Here is a 22,342-nt window from a genome sequence, read left to right on the forward strand (position 1 = left end):
GTTTTTAAGCTTTGAGTATTCTAAAGATTGATGGCGTTACTAAACGCTATGCTAACCACACTGCCCTCGATAATGTGAGCTTTGACATACCGGAAGGTTGCATTTTTGGTTTGCTGGGTCCTAACGGAGCCGGTAAAACTTCTCTTATCCGTATAATTACCCAGATAACCGGTGCCGACGAAGGTGAGATTTACTTCAAGGGCGAGCGCCTGAAGCCCAACCATATAAAGGATATGGGTTACCTGCCGGAAGAGCGCGGACTTTACAAAAAAATGAAAGTAGGAGAGCAGCTGCTATATCTGGCGCAGCTCAAAGGCCTTTCTAAAGCCGAAGCTTCGGCCCGTATAAAAACATGGGTTGATCGTTTTGAGATTCGTGAGTGGTTAGGGAAGAACATTGAAGACCTTTCGAAGGGGATGCAGCAAAAGGTACAATTTATTGCCACCGTGCTGCACGAACCAACACTGATCATCCTGGATGAACCATTCTCAGGTTTTGATCCGATAAATGCCAACCTGATAAAAGACGAAATACTGCGCCTGCGCGACAACGGAGCAACGATCATCTTTTCTACACACCGTATGGAATCAGTAGAAGAGCTTTGCGATAACATTGCCCTGATAGACAAGTCGCAGAAAGTGTTGGATGGCCCCGTTCGCGAAATTAAAGATGCCTACAAAACCGATACGTTCCAGATAATTGGGAATGGTCGCCTACTAATTACATCGCCTGATTTTAAGGTGCTGGAGCAGCACGAGAACCATGGGGTGTTCCGGGCAAATATAAAACTGGAAAACGGTGTGAAGCCAAATGACCTGCTGCGCTACCTGATTGAGCGTGTAGAGATCCATTCTTTTGTAGAGCTGGTGCCAAGTATAAACGATATTTTCATCCGTAAAGTAACCGAAACAAAATATGCATAAGATCTGGTTAATTATACAGCGCGAATACCTGACACGAGTTCGTAAGAAGAGCTTTATCATCATGACGTTGCTGACACCACTGTTGCTGGCTACTTTCATGATTCTGCCCGGGCTACTTATAACCATGTCTGGCGATGAGGAGACTGTAATGGTGCTGGATGAAAGCGGCCTGTTTGAAAATAAGCTGGAGAATAAGAAAGACCTGAAGTTTGTGCACCTGGCAGGAAGCCTGGAGCAGGCGAAAGCAGTATACCAGGAAACAGACAATACAGCCCTGCTTTATATCCCCAAAATCACAATTGATGATCCGAAAGGGATAACGATCTACGGCAAAAAGAACACCAGTATACAAACCCAGATGCGCCTCGAAAACGCACTGGAAAAGGAGATCGAGAATCAGCGGTTCGTGGCTTCGGGGTTAGATCGCGCAACGTTAGATAAGATAGAGGCCGATGTAAAGCTTAATACTATAAACCTGAGCGACGAAGGCGAGAAAGATAATAATGCAATTATTACTTCGGCAGCAGGTGTTGTGGCTGCGGTTATCATTTACTTCTTTATTTTCCTGTATGGTGTGCAGATCATGCGTGGCGTTATTGAAGAGAAAACGAGCCGAATTGTCGAGGTTATCATTTCTTCGGTTAAGCCTTTCCAGCTGATGATGGGTAAGATCATAGGAATTGCTGCAGTTGGTTTAACGCAGTTCCTGCTCTGGATAATTCTTTCTTTTGTAGCTGTAACAGCTGTTTCGGCAGCGTTTGGCATAGATGCGGCTCCATCGCCGATGGAACAGTACCAGGCTGGTAAAGTGGCTGCTGAAGGCGAAAGTGTAGCCAACCTGGATGAAGAAACTTCGGAAGAGGCGGCTGCCAACAGCGATGAGTTTGCCAATACCATTCAGGATGTGACCCAGAGCTTTACCAACCTGCCGCTGCTGCTTATTTTTGGCTGCTTCCTGTTTTATTTCCTGGGAGGTTATTTGCTGTACGGTTCGCTATTTGGGGCCATTGGTGCCGCTGTTGATAACGAGACAGATACCCAGCAATTTATGATGCCGATTACCATTCCGTTGGTTATTTCCTTTATCATGTCTTACTCCGTGGTGCTGAAAAACCCGGATGGGGCAGTGGCCTTCTGGATGTCGATCATTCCGTTTACTTCGCCTATAGTAATGATGGTGCGCGTGCCGTTCGGCGTGCCTGCCTGGGAACTGTTGCTATCTATGGGACTGCTTATTTTAGGCTTTATATTTACAACGTGGCTTGCCTCACGTATCTACCGCGTAGGTATATTAATGTATGGTAAAAAGATCAACTATAAGGAGCTGTCTAAGTGGCTGTTTTATAGAGTATAAACTATAGTTTATAGTGTTAGAGCCGGTGCTGCAAAGTACCGGCTCTTTTTGTATATTGAATAAGTAATCCGGTAGTCTAAAATTCATTCGCTCAAAGCTTACCTATAGATATGAAAAAAACAGCCAGCCTATTCTGTTTATGTATACTGCTAACTATAACTGCTATGGCCCAGGATAAACCTGCCTACAAACTTTTCACGAAAGCCGGCAAAGATGTGAAGTATGGCAAAATGCTGGATGAGCTGCAGAAAGCAGATATAGTTCTGTTTGGAGAGCAGCACAACGACCCGATCGCACACTGGCTGCAACTGGAAGTAGCCAAAGACCTGTATAAAACCCATCAGGAAAGATTTGCCATAGGGGCAGAAATGTTTGAGACCGATGTGCAACTGGTTTTAGACGAATATTTGAACGGACAGGTAGCAGAAAACAATTTCGAACAGGAGTCGCGCCCATGGACGAACTATAAAACAGATTATAAACCTATAGTTCGGTTTGCCAAAGAGTCAGGTATTCCGTTTGTTGCTACCAACGTGCCACGCCGCTACGCCGCTATAGTTGCATCAGGTGGCTTAAAAGCCCTTGATGCCCTGACTCCGGAAGCAAAAGCATTTATTGCACCTTTGACTATAGTTGTGGATATGGAATTGCCAGGTTATAAAAATATGCTGAGCATGTTTGGCAGCAGCACGCACGGTAACACCAAAGCCGAAAGCATTGTGCAGGCGCAGGCCCTGAAAGATGCTACCATGGCGTATGTAATTCTCAACCAGATAGCCAAAGGCAACAAGGTATTGCACTTAAATGGCTCTTACCATTCTGATAACTATGAGGGCATCGGCTGGTACCTGAAACAAAAGCAGCCAAACCTGAAAGTAGCAACTATAACCACTGTAACCCAGGAGGATGTAGAAAAGCTGACTGACGAAAATAAGAACAAAGCAGACTTCATACTTGTAGTGCCCGCTACCATGACTAAAACCTACTAGGCAGCAAACTGTAAAATGCAAAAGCCCGGCGTTCAGGCCGGGCTTTTACTATGTTCAGAGAAAAAAGGTAACTTCTTACGCTGAGAAAGAGCTTCCACAACCGCAGGTACTCTTCGCCTGAGGGTTGTTAAACACAAAACCACGTGCGTTCAGGCCATCCTGGAAATCAACTTCCATGCCCATTACATACATGCCGTGCTTTTTATCCATTACCAGCGTTACACCATCCAGTTGGTATACTTCATCCGATTCTTTCGGCTTATCAAAACCAAGCAGGTACGACATACCTGAGCAACCACCGCCCTGCACACCAATGCGCAGTCCGTATTCTGCCGGTACATTTTTCTCTGCCAGAATATTTTTAACTTCTGCTAAAGCTCTATCTGTTATAGTTATAGGGGCTGTTCTTACTTCTGTTGCCATAGTTGTTTTGTTTCTAATAGATAGCAAAGTTACGCATTTCTAAGTACAAATACGTACCACTATACTTCGTTACTCTATAAACAGCCTGGTCGGCAAAATGATTTCAACTATACTAAATTAATTTTTTACGATATTTAGCATTCTAAACCTGATAATATGGAGCTGATCATAGATATTCTGAAAATTACGATTCCGGGGCTTATAGTGGCCATAGCCATGTACAAATTAGTGCAGAGCCAAAATGAACGGGACTACAAACTACGCCTGCTGCAACTAAAGCAAGAGAACGGAGAAGTAGTAGTGCCTATCCGCCTGCAGGCTTACGAACGTATTGTGTTGCTGTTAGAGCGTATTACGCCAAGTAATTTACTGCTTCGCGTAAGTGGTTCCGGCCACACCGGCTCAGATTATCACCGAATGTTATTGAGCGAGATTCGCAATGAGTTCAGTCATAACATGTCGCAGCAGATCTATATGAGTGAGCAGGCCTGGCAGCAGGTAAAACATGCCCGCGAAGAAGTGGTGAACCTGATTAATAGAACATACCAGGAAATGCCGGATAAGTCGAAAGGCACTGACCTTGCGAAGCGTATTTTAGAGTCTATCCTCGCCACAGAAACAGACCCGACTGCCCGCGCTATTACGTTTGTAAAGCAGGAGATTGCACAAGTGTTTTAAAGTAAAAGCTACTATGGTGATTTCGAGCAGCGTAAATCCGGGTTCTATAGTTTCTCTTTTGTCATTTCGACGTTAGGAGAAATCTGGGTTTTATAGTTGGTTATAGTTGCAACTGGTAACAAGCCTTTTCTTTCATAGCCTTCTTCAACCCTGGGAGCTTTACTCACCTATCGTTCTATAGTTGGCTTTGGTGCCCTCACGGCCGGGAGGCCCCGTCTTCGGGCATCGCGCTTCTGCTTTCTTGCTACCCTCGTGCCTCGTGTTGCCTGACGGCACCGCAACAAAGCAAAGGCGCTCAACCCAAAGACTGTGATCTTTCGATAGCAACCAGTATCTATAATTTGAACCGGTAAGCTTCGACATTTATCGTGGTCATATTTCCGTAGGGACAGGTCGCGACCTGTCCGATCCTGGTCTGTAACTATATAGAGCTAATTCAGATTTCTCCTTTCGTCGAAATGACAGTTGGAAAAGCCGTAGCAGGAAAGTCCCCTTCGAAGGGGGCAGGGGGATGACAAACGGAAACTATAGAACTACAGCCACCAACTATAGCAACAGCCGAAATTCCCCTCTTGGGAGGGGCAGGGGTGGGTTAAAACAGCAACAACAAAACGATTACCTCAACTATAGCAACAGCTGGGAAGAGGTAAAACCCCAACTATAGCTGTTGAAGTGAAAGCTCCCCGTCTTAAACAAGGAGGGGATAAAGGGGGTATTGGACCAACGGCACCTATAGCACAACAACTACCGAGAAAACAAAACCCCCGGCACAGATCTAACACCTGCACCGGGGATTTTATAATATCAAGCTATAGTTTAACCGTTTATTTCGGCGAGCTGGTCTGCAATAATTTTCTGGTAGAAAGCTTCGTAAAGTGGTACGACCCTATCCACATCAAATTCATGCGCTCGCGCTAAGGCATTTGCTTTAAAGGTGGGCAGGCGTTCATCGTCCAGCACATAAAGTGCGTTTTTAACCATACTCTCTACATCACCTACAGAGCTTACAAAGCCGGTTACACCGTTAATGTTGAGCTCCGGAATACCACCGGCATCTGACGAAATTACCGGTACTTCGCAGGCCATGGCCTCGAGAGCCGCCAGACCGAAACTTTCCTTTTCAGATGGCATCAGGAATAAGTCAGCAATGGACAGAACTTCTTCCACAGCTTCCAGTTTACCTAAAAACCGGACATCGTGGTATATGCCCAGGTCCCGGCAGAGCTTTTCCATTTTAGGGCGTTCCGGCCCGTCGCCCACAAGCAGTAACTTGCTCGGTATGTGTTCGTGCACCTTATTGAAGATATGGATAACGTCTTCCACGCGCTTTACGGACCGGAAGTTCGAAGTATGCACTAGCAGCTTTTCTTCGTTCGGGCTGATGGCTGTTCGGAAATGTTCTTTTTTCTGCCGACGGAATTTTTCCAGGTTTATGAAGTTGGGAATAACCTCAATGTCGCGCTCGATCGGGAAAAACTCATACGTTTCGGTGCGCAGGCTTTCAGATACTGCTGTTACGCCATCAGACTGGTTAATGCTGAATGTAACTACCGGTTCAAAAGAAGCATCCTTACCAACCAGTGTAATGTCTGTGCCATGCAGCGTGGTGATAACCGGAATAGTGATGCCTTTTGTTTTAAGAATCTGCTTGGCCATAAAAGCTGCAGAGGCATGCGGGATGGCATAATGTACGTGCAACAGGTCCAGCTTTTCGAACTGAACAATATCAACCATTTTACTGGACAGGGCCAGCTCGTAAGGCGGGTATTGAAACAGGGGATACGATGGAATATATACTTCGTGGTAGAAAAGGTTCTCGTTAAAGAAATCGAGGCGTGCAGGCTGGCTATAGGTAATAAAATGAATCTGGTGCCCCTTAAGGGCCAAAGCTTTTCCAAGTTCTGTAGCCACTACGCCACTACCGCCAAAGGTAGGATAACATACAATGCCGATCTTCATAGTTGTTCTGAATATGCTGTAAACAACAAGTGCAGCTAACTTTTGTTGCTGCACCTGCCAAATTACGGATAAATATTTATGTTTTTGGTACGATTGATTTATAGATCACATCATGTATCCTGGTTCTGATATTATACTTTACCAGCTTGGTGTTTCCGGCATCCGGGAAAACCCTGTTAGACAGAAAGATGTAGATCAGGTTATTGTCCGGATCAACCCAGGCAGCCGTGCCGGTAAAGCCCGTATGTCCGAAAGTATTCGGCGATGCCAGGTTAGAAGTAGGTCCGTTACCATCGGGTGCCGGTTTATCCCAGCCCAGGCCACGACGACTGGTCTTGTATTGTTTTTTTGCAAACTCAGTAACTACATGTGTAGTAAAGAATTTATGTCCGCCGTATTCGCCATTCTGTAAGTTCATCTGCATTAGTTTGGCCAGGTCGTTGGCGTTAGAGAACAAACCGGCATGGCCGCCCACGCCTCCCAGCATAGCCGCTCCCTGGTCATGCACCGTGCCCCAAACCAACGATTTACGGAAATAATTATCATCTTCAGTAGGGGCAATAGCCTCACGCGGGAGCTTTAGCAACGGGTTGTAAGTTAGCGTACTCATGCCCAGCGGCGCATAAATATTCTGCTCCAGAAATTCGTCTATCGGCTGGTTAAGCATGTGCTCGGCCATCCGTTTCATAATATAAAAGCCCAGATCGCTGTACTTATACTCGTAGCTTTTCGCGTCTTTTTTCTTGGCCAGTAACTTCGAGTTCACGGTCCAGGTCCAGAGCGAATCTTCCATTGACTTGATGGAATAGATGCCCGGCGCTACTTCGTTCGGAAACACATCTGTCTGCGTGCTGGCATAATATACCTGGGCTAAAGTGCGGTTATCCATCGTTTTCTGCCAGTGTGGCAATGTTGCCTGCAAACCGGCCTGGTGTGTCAGGATATCGCGTAGTATCAACCCTTCTTTATTGGTGCCTCTCAGTTCGGGCAAATACGTGGATATTTTACCATCCAGGTTGATTTTACCCTGGTCTTTCAGGAACATAACTGCCTGCAGAGTAGCCGCAACTTTGGTGATAGAAGCGATATCATACACGGTATTGTTTGTTACGGGCTTTAGTTTTTCGTAGGTATAGTGTCCGTATGATTTATTGAAAACTACAGTTCCATCTTTTACAACCATTACCTGCGCGCCTGGTGTGGCAGCGTAAGCAATTGCTTCCAGGGCAATGTTGTCGATCTGGGCCAGTACTTTGGAGTCCATGCCTACGCTCTCCGGAACACCATATTTCAGGCGGCCCAAAGATGGCGTTTCGATACCTGTACCTGATTTATACTTGGCAGATGGTGTAACAGGAAGTTTACCTTTAGCTGCGCGTGCACCAAACAGCACCTGTGCCATCAGCGATTGTGATACAGGGTTGTCTTCGTAGCCAACAGTAAGCCAGTTTATATTATCAAAGTATTTTAAACTATAGGCATTACCCATCACCGTCACGATCACCTTTTTATCTGTGCGGTCCTGCAGGTACTGGATAAAAGCACGTGTTCCCAAGCCAATACCGAAATCTCTGGCAGGCGTGCTGTTCATGTTATGGATACTTACCAGTACCACATCATGGCCTTCCAGTTCCGGAATAATATTGGTAAAAGCAGAATCCGGGGCAAAACGGTCGGAGATAGAGAATTTTGCCAGCGGCGCATAGTTGCCCAATATCTCCTGGAACTTGTTATCCGGCGCCACACCTACGGCCACAGAGGCAATGCTCAATGTATCGAGGTTACGGAAAGGTATAAGGTTGTTCTTGTTTGCTACTACCGTTACGGCCTGTTCGTATAGTTGCTCCTGTACTACATTTGCCAGCGGACGATTCATTTCCTGCTTCAGGTTAGCAAGCTGTACGGGCTTATAGTTGTTAAGTCCAACCCAATATTTTGCGTGTAATATTTTACGTACCCGCTGGTATAGTTCAGTAGTATCTATCTGTCCTGCTGCAATAGCGCTTTTAATCTTAGTTATAGCTGTAGGCACATCTTCCGGGAAAAGGAGTACATCGTTACCTGCCATCAGGGCTTTCAGTTCTACTTCGCCAGGCTTATAGAAGCTGGCAACGCCTTTCATGTTCAGGGCATCTGTAAAAACCAACCCTTTATACTTCATTTTCTCTTTCAGCAGGCCTGTTACAAGTGGCTTTGATAGGGTAGTAGCCAGGTTTTTGGTGCTGTCGATTTTAGGGATGTAAAGGTGCGCTACCATCACGCCCATTACCCCGGCCTCAAATGATTTCTTAAAAGGATATAGTTCTACCTCGGTCAGGCGCTTCATATCGTGTTTGATAACCGGCAGAGCAAGGTGTGAATCGGTATCTGTATCGCCGTGTCCCGGGAAGTGCTTGGCAACAGCCATTACGCCATGGTCCTGCAAGCCTTTAATGTAGGCAATGCCACGTTTTGTAACTTCTTCCTTAGATTCGCCGAACGAACGGTTGCCAATAACAGGGTTAGCCGGGTTCACGTTTATATCCATTACCGGCGAAAAGCTTACGTTCACACCCAGACGCTTCATTTTCAGGGCAATTTCACGGCCCATCATGTACACGTATTTCTCGTCGTTCATGGCGCCCAGGGTCATCTGGCGGGCAAAATGGGTAGAGCTGTCAAGGCGCATGCTTAAGCCCCACTCGGCATCCATGGCGATCAGCATCGGGACTTTGGCTTCGCCCTGGAAGCGGTTGTTCAGCCGCGCCTGGCGTTCAGGTCCCCCTGCATAAACATCACTCCGCCGATACCATAACGGGTTATCAGGGTGTCAATCTCGCGGAAATGTTTTTCATTCTTGTTAGAGTAAGCTGCAACCATAAACAGCTGCCCGATGCGCTGGTCAGGAGATAAAGAATTGAAGACGCTGTCTACCCAGTTTCGCTCCTTCACGCCCACTACAATTTCATCTGACGGCGATAAGGACATCAGAGGGCCCATCCCAAGGAAAATAAGTATAAACAATCCTAAACTAAAACTCTTCAGCATCCTGTGCAGGTATTATATTATTGGAACAAGTCGAAATTAAGCCTATTTTTGCAAAAGGCAGTTACGGGAAACAGTAGTTAATCCGGCGAGATTTAAATGAACTCAAAAGACTACCCGGGAGCTCTCTGGAACTGAGTGGAGAGTATATCTTTTCGGTAGCGCAAAGATATGCTATTAACCGGTGCCTTTTTTCGTTAACGACCCTAAACTCCGAATCCGTACATGCTAATATTGCAAATTTAAGGATAAAAGCAATCGGTCTTCTTACAAGTTTCCGAATGCGATTTCTTAATCGGTCTGTAAATTAGTAATAAATTTTTATCAGAATTAGTTCTGTTTTTACAAATTAGTGAAAGTCAAAAATCCGGCCGCTTTTTAAAAACACCGGATTTTGTGCAAATCGTTTGATTTAATTAGCCAGATACCGGATGCCCGATATTATAAATTTACTGCCAGACTACTTAGCAAACCAGATCGCTGCCGGTGAGGTAGTGCAACGGCCAGCTTCTGTGGTAAAGGAGTTACTGGAGAACGCCATTGACGCAAAGGCAACCAATGTGCAGCTGATCGTGAAGGAGGCAGGCAAACAGTTGATACAGGTAGTGGACAACGGCATAGGCATGAGCGAAACCGATGCCCGCATGTGTTTTGAGCGCCACGCTACATCTAAGATAAGAAGTACAGAAGACCTGTTTCGCATCCGTACGATGGGTTTCCGGGGCGAAGCAATGGCATCTATAGGCGCTGTGGCGCAGGTAGAAATGAAAACCAAGCCGCACGGTGCTGATGCTGGAACGAGGCTTATAGTGGAAGGGTCAGCTGTTGTTACCCAAGAGCCGGTTGTTTCGCCATCAGGTACAAATATATGTGTTAAGAACCTGTTCTATAACGTGCCGGCGCGCCGCAATTTCCTGAAGACCAATGCAGTAGAGATGCGCCATATCCTGGATGAGTTTCAGCGTGTGGCACTGGCTTATCCGGAGATCGCTTTCTCGCTTTACCATAATGATGTAGAGGTGTTTCACCTGCCATCTGCCAAGCTAAGCCAGCGTATTATCGGTATTTTCGGGAGCAACTATAAAGAGCAGATGGCGCTCTGCGACGAAGAAACACCATTTTTGAGTGTGCGCGGCTACATTGGCAAGCCCGAGTTTGCCCGTAAGACCCGCGGTGAGCAGTTCTTTTTCGTAAATAACCGCTTCATAAAAAGTGGCTATCTGAACCATGCCGTTATGACGGCTTTTGAAGGGCTGCTGCCAAAAGAAAGCTACCCGTTTTATGTGCTATTTATTGATATTGAGCCTGATAAGATCGATATAAACGTACACCCGACCAAGACCGAGATTAAGTTTGACGACGAAAAAACGGTGTATGCTATCGTTCATTCGGCTGTACGGAAGTCGTTGGGCGCGCATAACATTGCTCCGTCGCTGGACTTTGAGGGTGACGTGAATTTTGCACCGTTACAGCCTATCCGGATACAAAATAACGAAGGCGCTTTTGAACAGGAACGATCCACCTTCGCATCGGGAGGTTTTTCAGCACCATCGTCAGCGCCTAAACGTGTGAGCTCTGCCGGGTGGGAGCAACTATACGAGCCTATCCGTAACCAGCCGACCGGCGAAGAACGCATCTCCTCATCAGTAAGTACAAGCTTTTTGGATGATGCATTTGCTGATAGCCCGGCTACTTCCAACAAAACACTGCAGGTGCATCAGAAATACCTGTTGGTGCAGGTAAAATCGGGCATTATGGTAATTGACCAGCATGCAGCCCAGGAGCGGATCCTGTATGAAAAGTACGTAGCCTCGTTACAAAAGAAAGCTGTGATCTCGCAGGCATTGCTGTTTCCGCAAACTATAGATCTGTCGCCGACTGATGCTGCTCTGGTAAAAGAACTGAAGGCTGAGTTTCTGGAGTTAGGTTTCCAGTTTGAAGATTTTGGTGGTAACACGATCATCCTGAATGCGATACCTGCCGATGTGCAGGCGGCCAACGAAAAGGAACTGCTGGAAGAACTGGTAGAGCAGTACAAAAACAATATGGCCACCCTGAAGTTAGACAGAAGGGAAAACCTGGCGCGTGCGATGGCTAAACGACTGGCAAGTCGCTTGCAAACCCGTATGTCGGAACTGGAAATGAATTCGTTGGTAGATAAATTATTTGCCTGCCAGGTACCAAACTATACGCCAGCCGGACAGAAAACACTCGTGATTATGGAGCTTAACCAGTTGCATGAGCTCTTCCAGAAAGGTTAATTGCTTTTACCTGGTATTAACAATAGTATAGAATCCGGCTGTTTACGTAAGCTGCATTTATACTTCAAACGAAATAGAACATGTTCAATATAACTCCTATGGTCAGGAACCTGCTGATCATAAACGTAGTGGTTTTTATACTTCAGGGTAATATTTTTGATGCCCGGCAGTTTGCGCTTTATCACTTCGGCTCCGATTATTTTAATCCGGTACAGTTTTTAACGCACATGTTTCTGCATGGCGGCTGGGGCCACCTGTTCAGCAACATGTTCAGTTTGTTTATTTTCGGACCAATGCTGGAGAGGTTCTGGGGTTCGCAGCGTTTCCTGGCATTTTACCTGATTACCGGTCTGGGAGCAAGTGTGTTATACTCCGGTGTGCGTGCCTACGAACTACACGAGTTGCGCGAAAACACGATAGCTTATATCGAGAACCCAAGCCCTGTTGCATTTAACAACTATATGGATGAGCATCTGCGTGAAGGGTCCGGGCGGGAGCTGGCCGTGATGATGAAACGTAACCCGGATATACCGGAATACACAGAGCAGAGCAAGGCTGTTGTAAGAGAAGTATACGATACGATTTTTAATAGCCCGATGCTGGGTGCGTCCGGAGCCGTTTTTGGTATTCTGATGGCCTTCGGTATGCTCTTTCCGAATCTGGAACTGATGCTGCTGTTTTTGCCGGTGCCTATAAAAGCCAAGTATTTTGTAATGCTGTACGGGGCTTACGAACTATATACTGGTTTTAATCGCGTTGCCGGCGATAATGTGGCCCATTTTGCACACCTTGGCGGAATGTTGTTTGCGTATATACTAATTAAAATGTGGCAGCGAAACGATTACCGCGAGTATTAAGTATAGAAACCCTGCGACACGAACCAAATCCCTTATCTGCTCTTTCGAATTGATAAGTTACCAGAGAATACCCGTGTCACCTAAAGTCTCTTTCCGAGCATCCAAAACATGAGTATACTTCAAGATATAAAAGACGCTTTCCGGCAGCCCAACAACACGCTAAAGCAGCTTATTCTGATCAACGTGATCGTGTTTGTAGTGCTGATTGTGCTGCGCCTCTTGCTGACATTTACAGTAGGGCCAGGTGCGTACGACTACCTGATGAGCTTTGTAGCGCTGCATTCTGACATGGGTACTTTTATCACCCGTCCCTGGACGCTGATCTCGTATTTTTTTACACACCAGGGTTTTCTGCACATCATCTTTAACATGCTGAACCTGTACTGGTTCGGGCAACTGGTACGGGAGTATCTGGGCGATAAAAAGCTGCTGAGCTTGTATGTGATAGGCGGTATTGCCGGCGGTGTGCTGTATATGCTCAGCTATAACTTTATTCCCTACTTCGAAGATCGTGCTGCCAGTTCTGTCATGATCGGAGCTTCGGCAAGTGTGCTGGCTATAGTTGTGGCCGCTGCTACGTTACTACCTAACTATACGTTTAACCTGATCCTGATCGGACCTGTTCGTATTAAATACATTGCGTTGTTCCTGGTGCTGCTTTCTATGTCCGGAGCGGTAGGCGATAATGCCGGTGGTAACATTGCCCACTTGGGAGGTGCTTTAATTGGTTGGCTCTTCATTAAACAACTGCAGCGCGGCAGCGATATGGGGCGTCCACTTCATGCATTTTTTGGTTTTGTGACTGGGCTGTTCAAACGCAGACCTAAACTAAAAGTAACCCACCGCCGGAATACAACATTCGCTGGCAGCTCGAACGGCAGCGCCACCACTGTAACAGGCAAGCCAAGCCAGAAAGAGATCGATCTGATTCTGGATAAAATTTCCAGTTCTGGTTACGAAAGTCTTTCTAAAGAAGAAAAGCAGAAGTTGTTTCAGGCTAGCCAGAAGGAGTAGTTTGAGGTGGTTATGGCTAACTTAATGAGGGATTTTATTCGTCCTATAGTTGGTTTATTCTTTTGTCATTTCGAACAAAGTGAGAAATCTGGGTTCTATAGTTGGCTACTCTACTATTCGAACCAAGTCTTTTCCTTCATAGTCACTTCTAATCCTGGGAGCTTTACCTACCTATAGTTTCAATCCAGCTTTGGTGCCCTCACGGCCGGGAGGCCCCGTCTTGGGGGTAGGGGCCCTCGATAAGGGCATCGCGCTGTTGCTTTCTTGCTACCCTCGTTCCTCGGGTTGCCTGACGGCACCGCAACAAAGCAAAGGCGCTCAACCCAAAGACTGTGATCTTTCGATAGTAACTGCTTTAACTATAGTCGGAACTGTTATAGTTGCATCGCTTTATCGTGGTTGTAGTTCCGTAGGGACAGGTCGCGACCTGTCCGATCCTAGTCTGAACTATAGAACCATAACTCAAACTATAGCAAACTCAGATTTCTCCCGCTGGTCGAAATGACAGTTGGGCGAGCAGTAGCAGAAAGTCCCCCTTCGAAGGGGCAGGGGGATGACAAAAGGTAACTATAGAACTACGACCTTTAACCTTAACTACAACAGGAATTCCCCTCCTGGGAGGGGCAGGGGTGGGTTAAAACCGAAACTATAAAACGAATAAAGCAAACTATAGCGACAGCTGAAAAGCTCCTTCCCCTGTTCTTAGGGGAAGGCTGGGAAGGGGTAAAATGCCAACTATAGAACTATAGCTCCAACTACAGCAATAACAGTAAAAGCCCCCTGCCTTTGACTACCGTAAAGCGATTTCGAAGGTAGCGAGCGTAGACCTGAGGGTTAGGGGTGGTTGGACTCCCAAAACTATAAAACTATAAATCCAGACACCAGCAGAAACTGCGCACGCTTTTAGGTCTAATATATCCTGTTAATCCAGTAATCATGAGAATCCTGATTCTGACAAACAGTAAATATTATATCTCCATTACTTCATACTTCCAGAACAATTCACCAACTTACCTGATTAACAAATGCTAGTTGGCTGTTTTACAGGGCTGCTTTCTGGAAAGTCTGTAACAGAATAAGTACCTTTGGGCCTTTAAATGAAATCACATGCAGGATATAAAAGAAGTGAACAGCATTTTGTCTGACAGAATAACTGCTCTGTCTGAGTCGCAAACGATTGCCATGGCTAAAAAAGCCCGTGAACTGGCTGCACAGGGGCACGATGTGATAAATCTGAGCTTTGGAGAACCTGATTTTCAGACGCCGCAGTACATAAAAGATGCTGCTAAAAAAGCGATTGATGATGGCTTTACATTTTATACTCCGGTGCCTGGTTATCCGGAGCTGCGCCAGGCCATCGCGGATAAATTTAAACGCGATAACAACCTGGACTATAAACTGGAGAATATAGTTGTATCTACAGGAGCCAAACAGAGTATAGCCAATGCCGTTCTGTGCCTGGTTAACCCCGGGGACGAGGTGATCATTTTCTCACCATACTGGGTGTCGTATGAAGAGATCGTGAAACTGGCAGAAGGTGTTCCTGTGCAGGTAATGGGAAGCCTGGAAAACGACTTTAAAGTTACGCCGGCACAGCTCGAAGCAGCCATTACATCCAACACCAAACTGGTCATGTATTCTTCGCCTTGCAACCCGACGGGCTCCGTATTTACACAGGAAGAATTGCTGGGCCTGGCGAAAGTATTGGAAAAATATCCGAAGGTGCATGTTATAGCAGATGAGATATACGAGTACATCAATTTTGAAGGCGAGCATGCCAGCATGGCCAGCCTCGATTTCATAAAAGACCGCGTTATTACCGTGAATGGCTTCTCAAAAGGGTATGCCATGACCGGCTGGCGTGTAGGGTATATTGCTGCTCATAAAGATATTGCCGCGGCCTGCGATAAAATGCAGAGCCAGATCACTTCCGGTACCTGCTCTATAGCTCAGAAAGCTGCTTATGCGGCATTACAGGGCGGAAAAGAGTCGGCCATAGAGATGCGCAATGCTTACTTCCGTCGCCGTAACCTGGTGCTGGAGTTGATGAACGACATACCCGGATTTAAAACAAATGTGCCGGAAGGAGCTTTTTATATTTTCCCGGATGTAAGTTACTATTTTGGGATGAGCTACGAAGGAAAAACAATACAGAACGCGCTGGACCTTTGCATGTTTATACTCACCGATGCCCTGGTGGCGGTAGTTAGTGGCGAAGCATTTGGGGCACCGCAGTGTGTTCGTTTCTCTTATGCTACTTCCGATGAGAAACTGGTAGAGGCATTGCGCCGCATTAAGGAGAGCCTGGCTAAACTTCAGTAATGGATCAGATCAATAATTTAGAACATATTTTTGAAGCCTTTAATGGGCTGACCGTGCTTATAGTTGGCGATGTGATGATCGACTCCTATTTGTGGGGGAAATCAACACGCATCTCGCCGGAAGCACCGGTACCTATAGTTAACGTAGTAAAAAGCGAGAAAAGACTGGGTGGCGCTGCAAACGTAGCCTTAAACATCCAGGCTTTAGGCGCTACGCCACTGCTTTGCTCGGTAATTGGTGATGATACGGATGGCGGCGACTTCCTGCGTCTGTTAGAAGACAAAGGTCTGTCAGCAGAGGGTATCGTGCAGAGTCCGGAGCGGGTAACAACTATAAAACACCGCATTATTGCCAGTGCCCAGCAACTGTTGCGCATCGATGCCGAAATAGAAACCGAACTGACAGAATACGACAACCGCCACTTGGAGGAACGTTACCTGAAGTTACTGGATAAAGCAGATGTGGTTGTGCTGGAAGATTATGACAAAGGTGTTTTTACAGAAGCCAATATTAAGCGGTTTATACAGCTGGCCAACGAGCGCAAGATTCCGACGGTAATCGACCCGAAAAAGAAAAATTTCCTGAGCTACGTTGGGTGTACGCTGTTCAAACCAAACCTGAAAGAACTGAAAGAAGGCCTGAAGGTAGAGTTTGCCGACGAGAACCTGCACGCTTTTGAAGGAGCCGTTACTGAATTACAGAAACGCCTGCAGACAGAACAGGTGCTGGTAACACTCTCGGAGCGAGGTGTATTTATAGCTGATGGCACCGAAAAAACGTACATCGATGCACATCACAGGTCTATTTCGGATGTGTCGGGTGCCGGCGATACGGTTATTAGCATAGCTGCACTTTGTATGGCCTTGCGTACGTCTGTTCAGTTTCTGGCAGGGCTGAGCAACCTGGGCGGTGGCCTGGTGTGCGAGCAGGTTGGCGTTGTGCCGGTAAATAAACAACACTTACTGGACGAAGCAAAAAAGGTGAAGCTATTCGGAATGCATGAACAGCGAACCCCTTAACAGGTTTCTCTACGGCAGCAAGCTAAGGGCTTACGCGCTCATGCGGCGTACCACCTACGTGCTCACCATTCTTTCGGTAGGTTTGCTGGTCTATGCGCATGGGGTGGTAGAGAGCCCGGTAAAACTACGCTTTCTGTACTATGCCATCGATGCCATTCTTGCTGTCTTCGTCCTTATTTATGTCCTGCGCATTCTCTATAGTTTTGAGCGGGTAAAGTTTCTGCGGCGCACTTGGTTTGAGGGTACCCTGATGGCTATCATCCTGGTAAATCAGGTGGGCACCTACCTGCTGGGCTTCCCGGTGGTCTACAATTTATTTGAAGGGATAGGCATACCGCTTTCTGTAGAGATCTATAGAGTGCTGGTCTCCCTGTACATGCTGGTGCTGCTTATTGTTGAGCTGCTGGAGACTCGTGTGCACCTTAAAACCCTGCAGGTAAAGCCGGCTATAATCTTCCTGATGAGTTTTGTTTTACTGATCGGGATTGGTACTGCGCTGTTCATGCTACCCAAAATGACCACTGTTCCCGGAGGCATGCGCTTTATAGATGCCCTGTTCATGGCCACAAGCGCATCCTGCATTACTGGCCTTACCGTGATAGACCCGGGTACCTATCTAACTTTTTCGGGGCAGGTGGTATTGCTTATGCTGGTACAGTTGGGCGGGCTTGGTGTAATGACCTTTGCTACCTTTTTTGCTATGCTGATGCGGGAAGGGATTGGCATCAGGCACCACGTGGCGATGTACGAGATCATGGAAAGCGAGTCCATCTCGTTTACCAAAGGCCTGCTGCGTAAACTCATCATCATGACGCTGTCTATAGAAGCGATCGGGGCCTTACTGATTTTTATGACCTGGGAATGGAATACAGAGTTTGATGTGACAGGGAGTAAGATATTCTTTGCTATATTCCATTCTATTTCCGGGTTCTGTAATGCCGGTTTTTCGCTTTACCCGCAAGGCCTTTATAGTGATCCGCTCCGTTCCTGGTACACGATGCACCTGGTAATTGCAGGTCTGATGATCCTGGGTGGAATTGGTTTTCCAACTATAATCGATCTTTTCTCTCCCAAGGCGATGCGTGCCCGCATGGAAGCTCCCTGGCGAAACTGGAAACTATTAACAAGAGTAACCGTGTACACGTCCGCTGGTTTGCTGGCATTCGGTACGATTGCTTTTTTCCTGCTGGAGTACTTTAATACACTCTCGCACCTGAATTTTGTAGAGTCACTTATAACCTCGTTTTTCCAATCGGCAACAACGCGTTCAGGCGGGTATCATACAGTAGATATTTCAGCGGTATCAGTTCCGGCCCTGTTAATTATGATGATACTGATGTTTATCGGGGCATCGCCGGGGTCCATGGGTGGCGGTATAAAAACAACAACTTTTACGGTAATTATACTTTCGGTATGGCGAACTATAGTTGGCAAGAAGAATGTCGAAATCGGTAACAGAACTATACCCCATACGGTATCTTACAAAGCGTTCGCAGTTTTTACGTTTGCCGTGGTTTTCAATGTCTTTTTCCTGATCATCCTTTCCATTTCCGATTCCAAGTTCGATATTTTACGTTTGGCTTTTGAGCAGATTTCAGCTTTTGCCACGGTAGGGTTAAGTACAGGCATAACTGCAGGATTATCGGATGCAGGTAAAACTGTAATTATATTGTCTATGTATATTGGCAGGGTAGGCACACTTACTCTGGCGCTGGCCATCAGTACGCGTGCTTACACTACAGCTTACAAATATCCGGATACACACTTAGCTGTTGGTTAATTTATGAGGATGCTTACATTTGCAACTGCAAAATGAATACAGAACAGCTAAACAGGTTTCTTTACAGCAGCAAGCTAAGGGCTTACGCGCTCATGCGGCGTACCACCTACGTGCTCACCATTCTTTCGGTAGGTTTGCTGGTCTATGCGCATGGGGTGGTAGAGAGCCCGCTAAAACTACGCTTTCTGTATTATGCCATCGATGCCATTCTTGCTGTCTTCGTCCTTATTTATGTCCTGCGCATTCTCTATAGTTTTGAGCGGGTAAAGTTTCTGCGGCGCACCTGGTTCGAGGGTACCCTGATGGCTATCATCCTGGTAAACCAGGTGGGCACTTACCTGCTGGGCTTTCCGGTTGTTTATAATTTTTTTGAAGGGATAGGCATACCGCTTTCTGTAGAGATCTATAGAGTGCTGGTCTCCCTGTACATGCTGGTGCTGCTTATTGTTGAGCTGCTGGAGACTCGTGTGCACCTTAAAACCCTTCAATTAAAGCCGGCTACCATTTTTATTATGAGCTTTATATTCCTGATACTGATCGGGGCAGGGCTTTTTATGCTGCCTAAAATGACCACGGTGCCAGGAAGTATGCGGTTTATAGATGCCCTGTTTATGGCTACGAGTGCGTCTTGTGTAACTGGTCTTGCTGTGGTAGATCCGGGTACTTATTTTACCTTCTCGGGGCAGGTGGTATTACTTATGCTGGTGCAGTTAGGGGGCTTGGGTATCGTAACTTTTGCCACTTTTTTTGCATCCATGATGCGACAGGGAATGGGGCTGAAACAGCACGTTGCAGTGCATGAGCTCCTGGAAGGGGAAACCCTGTTTTCCTCTAAGGGTTTGTTAAAGCAGCTTGTGTTATTAACTTTTGTTATTGAATCTATCGGGGCATTACTTGTTTTTATGACCTGGGGGCCATTGGTAGAGTTTCCGAACTTAGGCACTAAAATATTTTACTCTATTTTTCATGCTGTGTCGGCGTTCTGTAACGCTGGTTTTTCGCTCTATCCGGCAGGGTTTTACACAGAACCTGTGCGCTTCTCCTATATAATGCACCTGGTTATAGCATTTATTATTATTTTCGGTGGTATCGGTTTTCCAACTATAGTGGATGTGTTTTCGCCAAATGCTATGCGCGCCAGAATGAATGCCCCCTGGAAGAATTGGAAACTGTTAACGCGTGTGACTATCTATACTTCTGCAGGCCTGATCGCGCTGGGAACTATAGGTTTCTTTTTACTGGAGTACTATAACACATTAGCCGATCTGACTTTTGCCGAGGCTCTGATCGCGTCTTTCTTTCAGTCGGTGGCAACACGTACTGCCGGCTTCAATTCTGTTGATATTTCGCAGCTGACAACGCCAACCATGATGATGTTCATTTTCCTGATGTTTATCGGGGCATCGCCGGGCTCTACAGGTGGTGGTATCAAAACAACAACATTTGTGGTAATTCTGCTGGCGGTGATGGCAACTATACGAGGCAAAAATTCCTGGAGATCGGCAATCGTTCCATTCCGCATTCGGTGGCTTATAAAGCTTTTTCAGTTTTTGCTTTTGCTGCCATACTTAATATGGTCGCCATATTTATACTTACTATTTCAGACGGGCAGTTTGATGTAATAAGGCTGGCACTGGAGCAGGTTTCCGCATTTGCTACCGTAGGCTATAGTACAGGTATTACAGCTGCTTTATCAGATATGGGTAAGATGGTACTGATACTTTCGATGTACATTGGCAGGGTTGGGACCTTAACACTGGCATTAGCACTCAGTACCCGTGTTCCATCTTCAAACTATAAATATCCGTCAGCTCATTTACCGGTGGGGTAACCTTTATAGTTAGGAATTTAGAAAGTTTGGAAGTTAAAAAGGGATAGAAAACCAAAAGTTAAAGGCCTGCAACATTTGCAGGCCTTTAACTTTTGGTTTATGTTAGCGCTTTAGTATACTTTATTGTAGCAGGAACTTATAACTCCTAAACTCACTAACTCTTTAACTTTCTAACTTTTTAACTTCTAAACTCCCCATACTCCTTCACTGTCTGTACGAAGCATTTTACTTTTTCAGGATCCGTGTCCGGGTAAACGCCGTGACCTAAGTTGGCGATGTGGCGCTGTGGTCCGAACTCCTTCAGCATGTTTATAGTTTCTTTCTGTATCGTTTCAAAGGAACTATAAAGCAGGCATGGGTCCATGTTACCCTGCAGGGTCTTGTCAGGTCCAATCTGCGCTCTCGATTTGGCAACTTCCATGTTCCAGTCCAAACCAATTGTTTCGCAGTTCAGTTTAGAGAAATCTTCGAGGGCAAAAAAGGCGCCTTTTGCAAATACCGTTACCGGCACGTTGCGGATAGCATTACAGATTTCGCTGATGTATGGCAACGAAAATTCGCGGTAATGAGTCGGCGTAAGGATACCAGCCCATGAATCGAAAATCTGAATCAGGTTAGCACCTGCCTCTACCTGCGCTTTAAGGTAAGCTATAGTTGTATCCGTGATCATGCGGAGCATCTGGTGCGCCAATGCGGGATTTGTGTATAACATGCCACGCGCATGCGAGAACGTTTTAGAACCACTGCCTTCCACCATGTAAGCCATGATAGTCCAGGGTGCTCCGGCAAAACCGATAAGCGGCACACGCCCGTTAAGTGCTTTTTTAGTAACCTTAATGGCATCCAGTACATAATGCAGATGCTCATGCGGGTCGGCTACACGAAGTTTCTTCAGATCGGCTTCAGTGCGTATCGTATTCGGGAACCATGGTCCGCGTTTTTCTACCATTTCGTAGGTACAGCCCATTGCTTCCGGCACTACCAGTATATCCGAAAAGATAATGGCTGCATCAACATCCAGAATATCAACTGGTTGTATCGTTACCTCGGCAGCAAACTCAGGGGTTTCCACCAGTTCCTTAAAACCGCTCAGGCTTTCGCGTACGGCTCTGTATTCAGGTAAAATTCTGCCGGCCTGGCGCATCAGCCATACCGGTGTGCGCTCAACAGGTTCTCCTTTGGCAGCTCTAATAAGCAGGTCGTTCTTCAATTGCATGGCGCAAAGATAAGCTAAATTGCCGACTATGTGAAGGTGATCGATATCACCAAACTATAGGGAGTGTTTACTTGGTTTTGTAAGGTGTGGTTTAGTATAGGAGAACTATAGTTTATTTTATGAATGGAGTAAGTCAGATAAAGTTCTGGATCAATCTATTTGTTTTTTCAGGAGAGTGTCTTGGTCTTTTAGTCTGTTCATGTGTACTTCTAAAAATCCAATACCTGTATCTTCTATTTCTCTCAAGTACCCTTTTTCCATGATGAAAGATTTTTTGCTCATATATTTATTCTGTCCTGAACTTTGGATAATATACAGGGTGTCTGATCTTAATTCGAAATTACCAGCCGATTGCACCTCTCTGAAACCACCAATTTCAAACGTACTATCCTCATAAAGCTTTAAAAGGATACCATCGATCTGTGCCTCTCTGGAGGCAACCAAAACTTCTTTCTTATTTTCGAAATTGTAAGAGAAAAATAGTTCTTCTTCTATTATTAATAGACCTAAAGATAAAAGTACTGTGGCAAAAGATATAGCTGCATTCTTCAGTCTTACTTTTCTTCTCCTGATTAAATAGCCAATTAGAAATATTACAGTTAGAGTTAGGCCAACTGCCATTATCAATATCGCTAGTATTGAGACTATTTCCACAATTTTAGTTCACCCTAATTAAGATGTACAGACCATTC

18 protein-coding genes and 1 pseudogene are annotated in these 22,342 nt (G+C 46.0%); 12 read left to right on the top strand and 7 right to left on the bottom strand.

Annotation, left to right across the window (positions count from 1 at the left end; genetic code table 11):
* Positions 1-11: 11 nt before the first annotated feature.
* The 3 genes from GSQ66_RS18440 (at position 12) to GSQ66_RS18450 (ending at position 3,266) form a co-directional block, all read left to right on the top strand.
* Positions 12-923 (top strand): ABC transporter ATP-binding protein, encoded by a 912-nt coding sequence (locus tag GSQ66_RS18440; protein WP_162428810.1) that lies wholly within the window; start codon positions 12-14, stop codon positions 921-923.
* Entirely contained in the window at positions 916-2,277 is a 1,362-nt protein-coding gene (locus tag GSQ66_RS18445; RefSeq protein ID WP_162428811.1) for an ABC transporter permease, read from the top strand. The genes GSQ66_RS18440 and GSQ66_RS18445 overlap by 8 nt, the downstream gene beginning before the upstream one ends.
* A 110-nt stretch (positions 2,278-2,387) precedes the next feature.
* Positions 2,388-3,266 carry a ChaN family lipoprotein gene (locus GSQ66_RS18450; RefSeq protein WP_162428812.1) on the top strand — a complete coding sequence of 293 codons (879 nt, stop codon included), beginning with the start codon at positions 2,388-2,390 and terminating at the stop codon, positions 3,264-3,266.
* A gap of 75 nt (positions 3,267-3,341) precedes the next feature.
* On the opposite strand, the gene GSQ66_RS18455 is transcribed toward GSQ66_RS18450, so the two are convergent.
* Positions 3,342-3,689, bottom strand: coding sequence for a HesB/IscA family protein (locus tag GSQ66_RS18455; RefSeq protein ID WP_162428813.1), 348 nt, complete (start codon positions 3,687-3,689; stop codon positions 3,342-3,344).
* A 156-nt stretch (positions 3,690-3,845) separates the two neighbouring features.
* Between GSQ66_RS18455 and GSQ66_RS18460 the strand changes: the two genes are divergently transcribed.
* Entirely contained in the window at positions 3,846-4,367 is a 522-nt protein-coding gene (locus GSQ66_RS18460; RefSeq protein ID WP_162428814.1) for a DUF7935 family protein, read from the top strand.
* A gap of 159 nt (positions 4,368-4,526) precedes the next feature.
* On the opposite strand, the gene GSQ66_RS18465 is transcribed toward GSQ66_RS18460, so the two are convergent.
* The 4 genes from GSQ66_RS18465 to GSQ66_RS19035 all read right to left on the bottom strand — a co-directional run bounded on the left by GSQ66_RS18465 (position 4,527) and on the right by GSQ66_RS19035 (position 9,353).
* Positions 4,527-4,730, bottom strand: a complete 204-nt coding sequence (locus GSQ66_RS18465) for a hypothetical protein (RefSeq protein WP_162428815.1) — start codon at positions 4,728-4,730, stop codon at positions 4,527-4,529.
* 453 nt (positions 4,731-5,183) lie between these two features.
* Entirely contained in the window at positions 5,184-6,326 is a 1,143-nt protein-coding gene (bshA, locus tag GSQ66_RS18470; RefSeq protein ID WP_162428816.1) for an N-acetyl-alpha-D-glucosaminyl L-malate synthase BshA, read from the bottom strand.
* Positions 6,327-6,402: 76 nt separating this feature from the next.
* Positions 6,403-9,030, bottom strand: coding sequence for a glycoside hydrolase family 3 N-terminal domain-containing protein (locus GSQ66_RS18475; RefSeq protein WP_238395752.1), 2,628 nt, complete (start codon positions 9,028-9,030; stop codon positions 6,403-6,405).
* Between the two features lie 32 nt (positions 9,031-9,062).
* On the bottom strand, positions 9,063-9,353 hold the full coding sequence (locus GSQ66_RS19035; protein ID WP_238395753.1) for a hypothetical protein: 291 nt from the start codon (positions 9,351-9,353) through the stop codon (positions 9,063-9,065).
* A 428-nt stretch (positions 9,354-9,781) separates the two neighbouring features.
* On the opposite strand from GSQ66_RS19035, the gene mutL reads away from it, so the two are divergent.
* From mutL to GSQ66_RS18515, 8 genes and pseudogenes are all read left to right on the top strand, one after another.
* Positions 9,782-11,611: a DNA mismatch repair endonuclease MutL gene (gene mutL / locus GSQ66_RS18480; protein ID WP_162428817.1), complete on the top strand. Its 1,830-nt coding sequence runs from the start codon at positions 9,782-9,784 to the stop codon at positions 11,609-11,611.
* A gap of 98 nt (positions 11,612-11,709) precedes the next feature.
* Positions 11,710-12,468 (top strand): rhomboid family intramembrane serine protease, encoded by a 759-nt coding sequence (locus GSQ66_RS18485; protein WP_394351417.1) that lies wholly within the window; start codon positions 11,710-11,712, stop codon positions 12,466-12,468.
* 108 nt (positions 12,469-12,576) lie between these two features.
* Complete coding sequence (locus GSQ66_RS18490; RefSeq protein WP_162428819.1) at positions 12,577-13,482, top strand: rhomboid family protein; 906 nt, start codon at positions 12,577-12,579, stop codon at positions 13,480-13,482.
* A gap of 193 nt (positions 13,483-13,675) precedes the next feature.
* Positions 13,676-13,987, top strand: coding sequence for a hypothetical protein (locus GSQ66_RS18495; RefSeq protein WP_162428820.1), 312 nt, complete (start codon positions 13,676-13,678; stop codon positions 13,985-13,987).
* A gap of 602 nt (positions 13,988-14,589) precedes the next feature.
* Positions 14,590-15,804 carry a pyridoxal phosphate-dependent aminotransferase gene (locus GSQ66_RS18500; protein WP_162428821.1) on the top strand — a complete coding sequence of 405 codons (1,215 nt, stop codon included), beginning with the start codon at positions 14,590-14,592 and terminating at the stop codon, positions 15,802-15,804.
* A complete protein-coding gene (locus tag GSQ66_RS18505; RefSeq protein WP_162428822.1) occupies positions 15,804-16,823 on the top strand; it encodes a bifunctional heptose 7-phosphate kinase/heptose 1-phosphate adenyltransferase in 1,020 nt (339 codons plus the stop codon). The genes GSQ66_RS18500 and GSQ66_RS18505 overlap by 1 nt, the downstream gene beginning before the upstream one ends.
* Positions 16,804-18,603 carry a TrkH family potassium uptake protein gene (locus GSQ66_RS18510; protein ID WP_162428823.1) on the top strand — a complete coding sequence of 600 codons (1,800 nt, stop codon included), beginning with the start codon at positions 16,804-16,806 and terminating at the stop codon, positions 18,601-18,603. Before GSQ66_RS18505 ends, GSQ66_RS18510 begins: the two co-directional genes overlap by 20 nt.
* Before the next feature lie 611 nt (positions 18,604-19,214).
* Positions 19,215-20,434 (top strand): annotated as a pseudogene (locus tag GSQ66_RS18515) (TrkH family potassium uptake protein).
* A gap of 178 nt (positions 20,435-20,612) precedes the next feature.
* On the opposite strand, the gene hemE reads toward GSQ66_RS18515, so the two are convergent.
* Together hemE and GSQ66_RS18525 are read right to left on the bottom strand one after the other, a co-directional pair.
* Positions 20,613-21,650 (bottom strand): uroporphyrinogen decarboxylase, encoded by a 1,038-nt coding sequence (gene hemE, locus GSQ66_RS18520; protein WP_162428824.1) that lies wholly within the window; start codon positions 21,648-21,650, stop codon positions 20,613-20,615.
* Between the two features lie 150 nt (positions 21,651-21,800).
* Positions 21,801-22,304: a solute carrier organic anion transporter gene (locus GSQ66_RS18525; RefSeq protein WP_162428825.1), complete on the bottom strand. Its 504-nt coding sequence runs from the start codon at positions 22,302-22,304 to the stop codon at positions 21,801-21,803.
* Positions 22,305-22,342: the final 38 nt, after the last annotated feature.

It is taken from the genome of Pontibacter pudoricolor (genome assembly GCF_010092985.1).
Taxonomy (GTDB): domain Bacteria; phylum Bacteroidota; class Bacteroidia; order Cytophagales; family Hymenobacteraceae; genus Pontibacter; species Pontibacter pudoricolor.